The organism is Burkholderia sp. BCC1977 (assembly GCF_905339595.1).
Taxonomy (GTDB): Bacteria; Pseudomonadota; Gammaproteobacteria; order Burkholderiales; family Burkholderiaceae; genus Burkholderia.
Window position 1 is genome coordinate 156,452 of sequence record NZ_CAJPGQ010000014.1, and the last position, 6,738, is coordinate 163,189.

Sequence of the window (6,738 nt, forward strand, 5' to 3'; positions counted from 1 at the left end):
GCGGGACAGTGCGATGAATTCCTCCTCCGATTCGATCTCCGCCGGCACCGGCGGATTCGTGCCGCCGAATCCGGGCGGCATGCATCCGGCCGCCGGGTCCGGTGCGGCCGGTGCGTCCGGGCCGACGGCCACGCAGCCGCGCCCGGGCCGCTGGGCCGCGAGCGGCACGAACCCGCTCGTCGCGGCCGCGAACCCGCTGCTCAATCTCGTGCCGCAGATCCGGTCGACCGTTCATCATCCGAATCCGGCGTGGCTGCGCGAGCATCTCGTCGTCGAGATCCGCCAGTTCGAGGCGCGCGCGCAGGCAGCCGGCGTGCCGTCGGAGGCGATCATCGGCGCGCGCTACTGCCTGTGCACGGCGCTCGACGAAGCGGCCGCGCTGACGCCTTGGGGCGGCAGCGTGTGGTCGTCGCACAGCCTGCTCGTGTCGTTCCACAACGAAACCTGGGGCGGCGAGAAGTTCTTCCACCTGCTCGAACGGCTGTCCCAGCAGCCGCGCCAGCACCTCGACCTGCTGGAGCTGCTGTATTTCTGTCTCGCGCTCGGGTTCGAGGGTCGCTATCGGGTGCTCGACAACGGCCATGCGGAGCTCGACGCGCTGCGCTGGCAGCTGGCGCACACGATCCGTTCGGTGCGCGGCGAATTCGATCTCGCACTGTCGCCGCACTGGCGCGACGCCGTCACGCGCGACGTGTCGCGCCGCTTCGTCGTGCCGCTGTGGGTGTGCGTGGCGCTCGCGCTGCTGACCGGCTTCGGCGTGTTCGTCGGGCTGCGCCTCGCGCTGGCCGGACATTCGGACCGGCTGTTCGCGTCGATCGACGCGCTGCACGTGCCGAAGCTGCAGCCCGCGCAGGCCCCGCCGCGCCCGGCGCCGGCGCCGCGGGTCGCGAGATTCCTGGCGCCCGAGATCGCGGCCGGCCTCGTGTCGGTGCGCGACGACGCCGATCGCAGCGTGATCGTGCTGCGCGGCGACGGGCTGTTCAAGTCCGGCTCGACGTCGGTGATCGACCGTTACGCGCCGGTGCTCGCGCGGGTCGCGGATGCGCTGAACCAGGTGCCCGGCAACGTGCGCGTGACCGGCTATACCGACGACACGCCGGTGCACACGGCACGTTTCGCGTCGAACTGGGATCTGTCGCGCGAACGTGCCGAGGCCGTGCGCAGCATGATCGCCGCGCGCCTCGACCGTCCGGAGCGGCTCGCGGCCGAAGGGCGCGGCACGCTCGATCCGGTCGCGCCGAACGACACGCCCGCGAACCGCGCGCTGAACCGGCGCGTCGAGATCACGCTGCTGCCGGCGCCCGGCAGCGCCGCCGTCGGCGCGACGCAGGGAGCGCACTGACATGAACCAGGCTGTCGCGCGTTTCGTCCGGCCGTTGCCGTCACGGGAGATCTGGACCTTCGCCGGCCTGATCGTGCTCGCGTGCTTCGTGTGGCTCGCCGGGCCGTTGTTCGCGTTCGCCGAAGTCCGGCCGCTCGAAAGCGGCTGGGCGCGCGCGGCGACGATCGCGGTGCTGTTCGTCGCGTGGGGCGCACGCGTGGCGTGGCGAAGCTGGCACGCGAGCCGCCTGAATGCGCAGTTGCTGAACCAGCTGCGCGAAGCCGCGCCCGGGCCGGCCGCCGCCGACGATCCGGCCAGGGCCCAGCTCGACGAGCTGCGCAGCCGCTTCGACGAGGCCGCGACGCTGCTGAAGAAAGTGCGCTTCGGGCAGGCCGATACCGCGCGCAAGGGGCTCGCACGCTGGTTCGACCGGATGTCGCGCCAGTATCTGTACCAGCTGCCGTGGTACGTGTTCATCGGCGCGCCGGGCTCGGGCAAGACGACCGCGCTCGTCAATTCGGGGCTCAGTTTTCCGCTCGCCGAGCAGTTCGGCCGCGCGGCGATTCGCGGCGTGGGCGGCACCCGGCACTGCGACTGGTGGTTCACGAACGACGCGGTGCTGATCGACACGGCCGGCCGCTACACGACGCACGAGGGCAACCGCGCACTCGACGAAGCCGAGTGGAAGGGTTTCGTGGCGTTGCTGAAGAAGTACCGCACGCGCCAGCCGCTGAACGGTGCGATGCTGACGATCAGCGTGGCCGACCTGGTCGGCGCGTCGGAAGCCGAGCGCACGCAGCACGCGATGGTGCTGCGCAAGCGGCTGCTCGAACTGCGCGCGCAGCTCGGCATCCGGTTTCCCGTCTACCTGCTCGTGACGAAGGCCGACCTGCTGGCCGGCTTCGCCGAGTATTTCGGCACCTTCGGCCGCGCGGAATGCGCGCAGGTGTGGGGCTTCACGTTTCCGCTCGCGCAGAGCGAGGCGCCGGGCTTCGACCTGCGCGCCGCGTTCGACCGCGAATACCGTCTGCTGCACCAGCGGCTGAACGACGGGCTGCCCGAGCTGCTCGCGGCGCAGACCGATGCGCGCCAGCGCGAGATGGCGTACCTGCTCCCGCAGCAGGTCGCCGACCTGCAGGACATGCTCGGCCAGTTCGTCGCCGAGGTGTTTTCCGTATCGAGCTTCGAGCCGATGCCGATGCTGCGCGGCGTGTACCTGACGAGCGGCACGCAGGAAGGCACCGCGTTCGACCGCGTGATGAGCGGCATCAAGCGCTTCCTGAAGATCGAGGGCGTGCCGCCGGTTGCCCAGGTCGGCTCGACCGGACGCAGCTTCTTCCTGAAGTCGCTGCTGCAGGAACACATCTTCCGCGAGGCCGCGCTCGCCGGCAGCGACCTGCGCTGGCATCAGAAGCGGCGCGTGCTGCAGATCGCCGGCTACGCGCTGCTCGCGATCGTGAGCGTGGTCGTGCTGGCCGCGTGGCTGCGCAGCTACGCGAACAATCGCGCGTATCTCGACCGGATCGCCGGGCGCGTGCCCGCCGTCGATGCGCAGATCGCCGGCGCGAAGTTCTCGGATGCGGCCGACATCGCGCGGCTGCTGCCGGTGCTCGACGCGCTCGGCGGGCTCGCGAATGCCGGCGGCGTCGACCGGCCGCATCCGCCGCTCGCGTACCGCTGGGGGCTCTTTCAGGGCGAGAAGATCGACGAGGCCGTCGACGCCGTGTACCGGCGCGCGCTCGACGACGTGCTGCTGCCGCTCGCCGCGCGCCGGATGGAGGCCGCGCTGAGCGATGCACGGCCGGACGAAACCGACTATGCGTATGCGGCGCTGAAGGCATACCTGATGCTGTACGACAGCGCGCACTACGATCCCGCGTTCGTGCAGGCCGTCGTCGACCTGGAAATGGAGCGCTCGCTGCCGCCTGATTTCTCGCCGGCCGAACGCTCGGCGCTGCGCGCGCATCTCGCCGCGCTGTTCGGCAACCGCGTGGCGGTATCGCCGTATCCGATGAACGAGCGGCTCGTGGCCGACGTGCGCGACCGGCTGCGGCAGGTGCCGTTCTCGCAGCGGCTGTATCGCCAGCTCACGCGCACGCTGCGGCCGGCGACTTCCGCGCTCGATTTCAGCGTCGCGCGTGCGGTGGGGCCGGATGCATCGCTGGTGTTCCGCCGCCAGGGCGGCAAGCCGCTATCGGAGGGCGTGCCGGGCCTGTATACGCGCAACGGCTATCGCAACGTGTTCGCGCCGCGCCTGGCCGGCGAGGTCGACGCGTATGGGCGCGAGGAGGTGTGGGTGCTGAACCTCGGGCTGTCCGAGATCCCCGGGCCGAACGACGCCGGCGCGTGGGCGCGCGACATCCGCCAGCTGTACCTGAACGACTACCTGAAGATCTGGGACGACTATCTCGCCGACCTCAAGCTGCAGCGCACGGCGACGCTCGCGCAGAGCATCCAGGTCGCGCGTGCGCTGTCGTCGGCGGATTCGCCGCTCAGCCGGCTGATGATCGCGCTGGCGCGCGACACGGCGCTCGGCGATGCGCCGGGCGGCGCGCGCAATCTCGCGGCGCGCGCGCAGGACAAGGTCGACGAGGCGCGCAGCTCGCTGTCGCAGATCTTCGCGGGGCAGGGCGCGAGCGACGCGAACCCGTCCGCGGCGGCGCCCGCGAGCCCGGAGCAGGTGGTCGACAGCCACTTCGCCGGGCTGCGCGCGTTCGCGCCGGGCAGCGGCGACCAGGCCCAGGCATTCGATGCGGTGCTGAAGTCGATCGACGCGCTCTATACGTACCTGACGGCCACCGACGACGCGCTGCGCAGCGGCGCGCAGCCGCCGCCGTCCGACGCGCCCGCGCGGCTGCGTGCGCAGGCCGGGCGGCTGCCCACGCCGTTTCGCGAGGTGCTCGACGACCTGTCGAACGTCGCGAACGGCAGCGTCGCGACCGTCGAGCAGCGCAGCGTCGCCCAGCGGGCCGGCGCGAACGTCGGCGATTTCTGCCGGCAGGCGATCGCGGGCCGCTATCCGTTCGCGCGCGGATCGTCGCGCGACGTCGCGCCGGCGGATTTCGCACAGATGTTCGCGCCGGGCGGCCTGATGGACGATTTCTTCCAGAAGAACCTGCAGTCGATCGTCGATACGACGTCGCACCCGTGGCGTTTCGCGAACCGCAACGCCGACGCCGATCCGGCAGCCACGGCGATGCTTGCGTCGTTCGAGAAGGCCGCGGTGATCCGCGAGGTCTATTTCGGCGGCGGCGCGCGCACCGCGCTACTGAAGGTGCGGGTCCAGCCGCTCGAGATGGATCCGTCGATCACGGAGATGGTGCTCGACGTCGACGGCCAGATCGTCCGCTATGCGCACGGCCCGCTGGTGCAGAGCGCGGTGGACTGGCCGGGCCCGCGCGGCAGCAGCCAGGTGCGGCTGCAGGTGTCGGGGCAGGCCGGCGCGACCGACGGCTTCACGACCGACGGGCCGTGGGCGCTGCACCGGCTGTTCGACCGCGCGGCCGTGTCGGCCGGGCGCGGTTCGGACCAGATGGTCGCCCGCTTCACCGTCGACGGCAAACCGCTCGTGCTGCAGGTGAATGCGGGCAGTGTCCGCAACCCGTTCAGGCTGCCTCAGATGGAGTCCTTTACATGCCCTCCGAAGCAATGAGCCGCATCCCGCCGGTCGCGCGCGCCGAGGGCGACGCCCCGGCCTGGTACGGAAAGATTCCCGGCGCCGGCGACTTCGTGAACAGCCGGCTGCCGCACGCGCTCGCGCTGTGGTGGGAACGCTGGCTTCAGCAGGGGATGGCCGCGATGCGCCAGCGCGGCCCGGACGAGATCGCGCGCCACTACACGGTCGCGCCGGTCTGGAATTTCCTGGTGCCGGCGGGCGCCGGCACGGCATGCGTGCAGGCGGGCTGCCTCGCGCCGAGCTGCGACCGGGTCGGGCGTTACTACCCGGTGATCGTCACGCTGCCGATGCCGGCGGCCGACTACTGGAACGGGCTGCCGGACGCCGCCGACGCGTTCTACTGGCAGATCGGCCATGCGCTGCTCGACGCGATCCGGCATGCGCGCGCGCCGGTCGATCTCGAGCGGACGCTCGAGCGCGTGCGGCTCCCACCGGACGCCGCGCTGCTGGCGGAAGTCGTCGACGGGCGGCCGGCGCTCGCCGCATGGCCCGGGCTGTCCGGCTATTTCGATCCGCACGGCGGGACGAGCTTCTGGTGGACCAATCGCGCCGACGGCTCGCCGCTGCGCACGCATGCGCATACGGGCGTCCCTGACAACGCGCTGTTCCTGACGCTGTTCGGCGGCGGCTAGCGGCCGGCGGTCGCCCGGCGGCGGCGGGCAACGCGGGCAATGCGGGCAACACGGATGCGGTATCGAGAGGCAGACATGAAGGACCCTTCATCGAGAGACAACGAGCACGACACGGCAACCCGCGGCGACGCGCCCGAATTCACGGTGCGGCCGCTGCCGCTCGGTCATCGCCTGGGCGAGCTGCAGCTCGACGAGGTGCTGGGCATCGGCGGCTTCGGCATCGTCTATCGCGCGTTCGACCGCACGTTGCGGCGCGCGGTCGCGATCAAGGAATACATGCCGTCGATGCTCGCGACGCGCGGCGGCGACTACACGGTGTCGCTGCGCGCCGTGCGGTTCGCGCAGGCGTTCGACGCGGGACGCGGCGCGTTCCTCAACGAGGCGCGCCTGCTCGCGCAATTCGACCACCCGGGGCTCGTCAAGGTGCTGCATTTCTGGGAGAGCCACGGCACCGCGTACATGGTGATGCCGTTCTACGAAGGGCGCACGCTCAAGCAGCTGCTCGACGGCGGCATGCGCATGAGCGAGCCGCAATTGCGCGACATCGTCGCTGCGCTGCTCGGCGCGCTCGACACGCTGCATCGCGCGCAGTGCTTCCATCGCGACGTCGCGCTCGACAACGTGCTGATCCGCCCGAACGGCAGCGCGATCCTGCTCGACTTCGGCGCGGCGCGCAAACGGATCGGCGATCTCGTCGACGACGGCGCGATGATGATCAAGCCCGGCTACGCGCCGATCGAGCAGTACACCGACGATCCCGCGTTCAGCCAGGGGCCGTGGACGGATCTCTATGCGCTCGGCGCGGTGATGCACGCGATGATCACCGGCGAATTGCCGCCCGCGGCCGTCGTGCGCAGCATCCAGGACACCTACCGGCCGCTCGCGTCGCGCGAGTTGCCGGCCGGCGAGGTATACAGCCCGGCGTTCCTCGCGGCGATCGATCACGCGCTGCAGTTGCGGATTCCGGATCGGCCGGAGTCGGTCGCGGTGTTCGCGGCGGAGCTGGGGTTGCGGGATGTCGATCGGGCCAGCGGCGGGTATGGTGCGGTCGTTGCACCGCCGGCGGTCGATGCGGGGGGAGGCGGGGAAAGGAGCAGGGTTTCTGGTGT

The 6,738-nt window shown here is 71.2% G+C and carries 4 protein-coding genes; all 4 read left to right on the plus strand.

Annotated features, from left to right (window positions below; genetic code table 11):
- The first annotated feature begins 13 nt into the window (after nucleotides 1-13).
- Nucleotides 14-1,342, plus strand: a complete 1,329-nt coding sequence (locus U5771_RS14750; protein WP_322024659.1) for a DotU family type VI secretion system protein — start codon at nucleotides 14-16, stop codon at nucleotides 1,340-1,342.
- A gap of 1 nt (nucleotide 1,343) precedes the next feature.
- Nucleotides 1,344-4,973, plus strand: coding sequence for a type VI secretion system membrane subunit TssM (tssM, locus tag U5771_RS14755; RefSeq protein ID WP_322024660.1), 3,630 nt, complete (start codon nucleotides 1,344-1,346; stop codon nucleotides 4,971-4,973).
- On the plus strand, nucleotides 4,955-5,629 hold the full coding sequence (gene tagF / locus U5771_RS14760; protein WP_322024661.1) for a type VI secretion system-associated protein TagF: 675 nt from the start codon (nucleotides 4,955-4,957) through the stop codon (nucleotides 5,627-5,629). The genes tssM and tagF overlap by 19 nt, the downstream gene beginning before the upstream one ends.
- Nucleotides 5,630-5,704: 75 nt before the next feature.
- Nucleotides 5,705-6,738 (plus strand): serine/threonine-protein kinase (locus tag U5771_RS14765; RefSeq protein ID WP_322024662.1); only part of this gene is annotated, 1,034 nt, incomplete at its 3' end.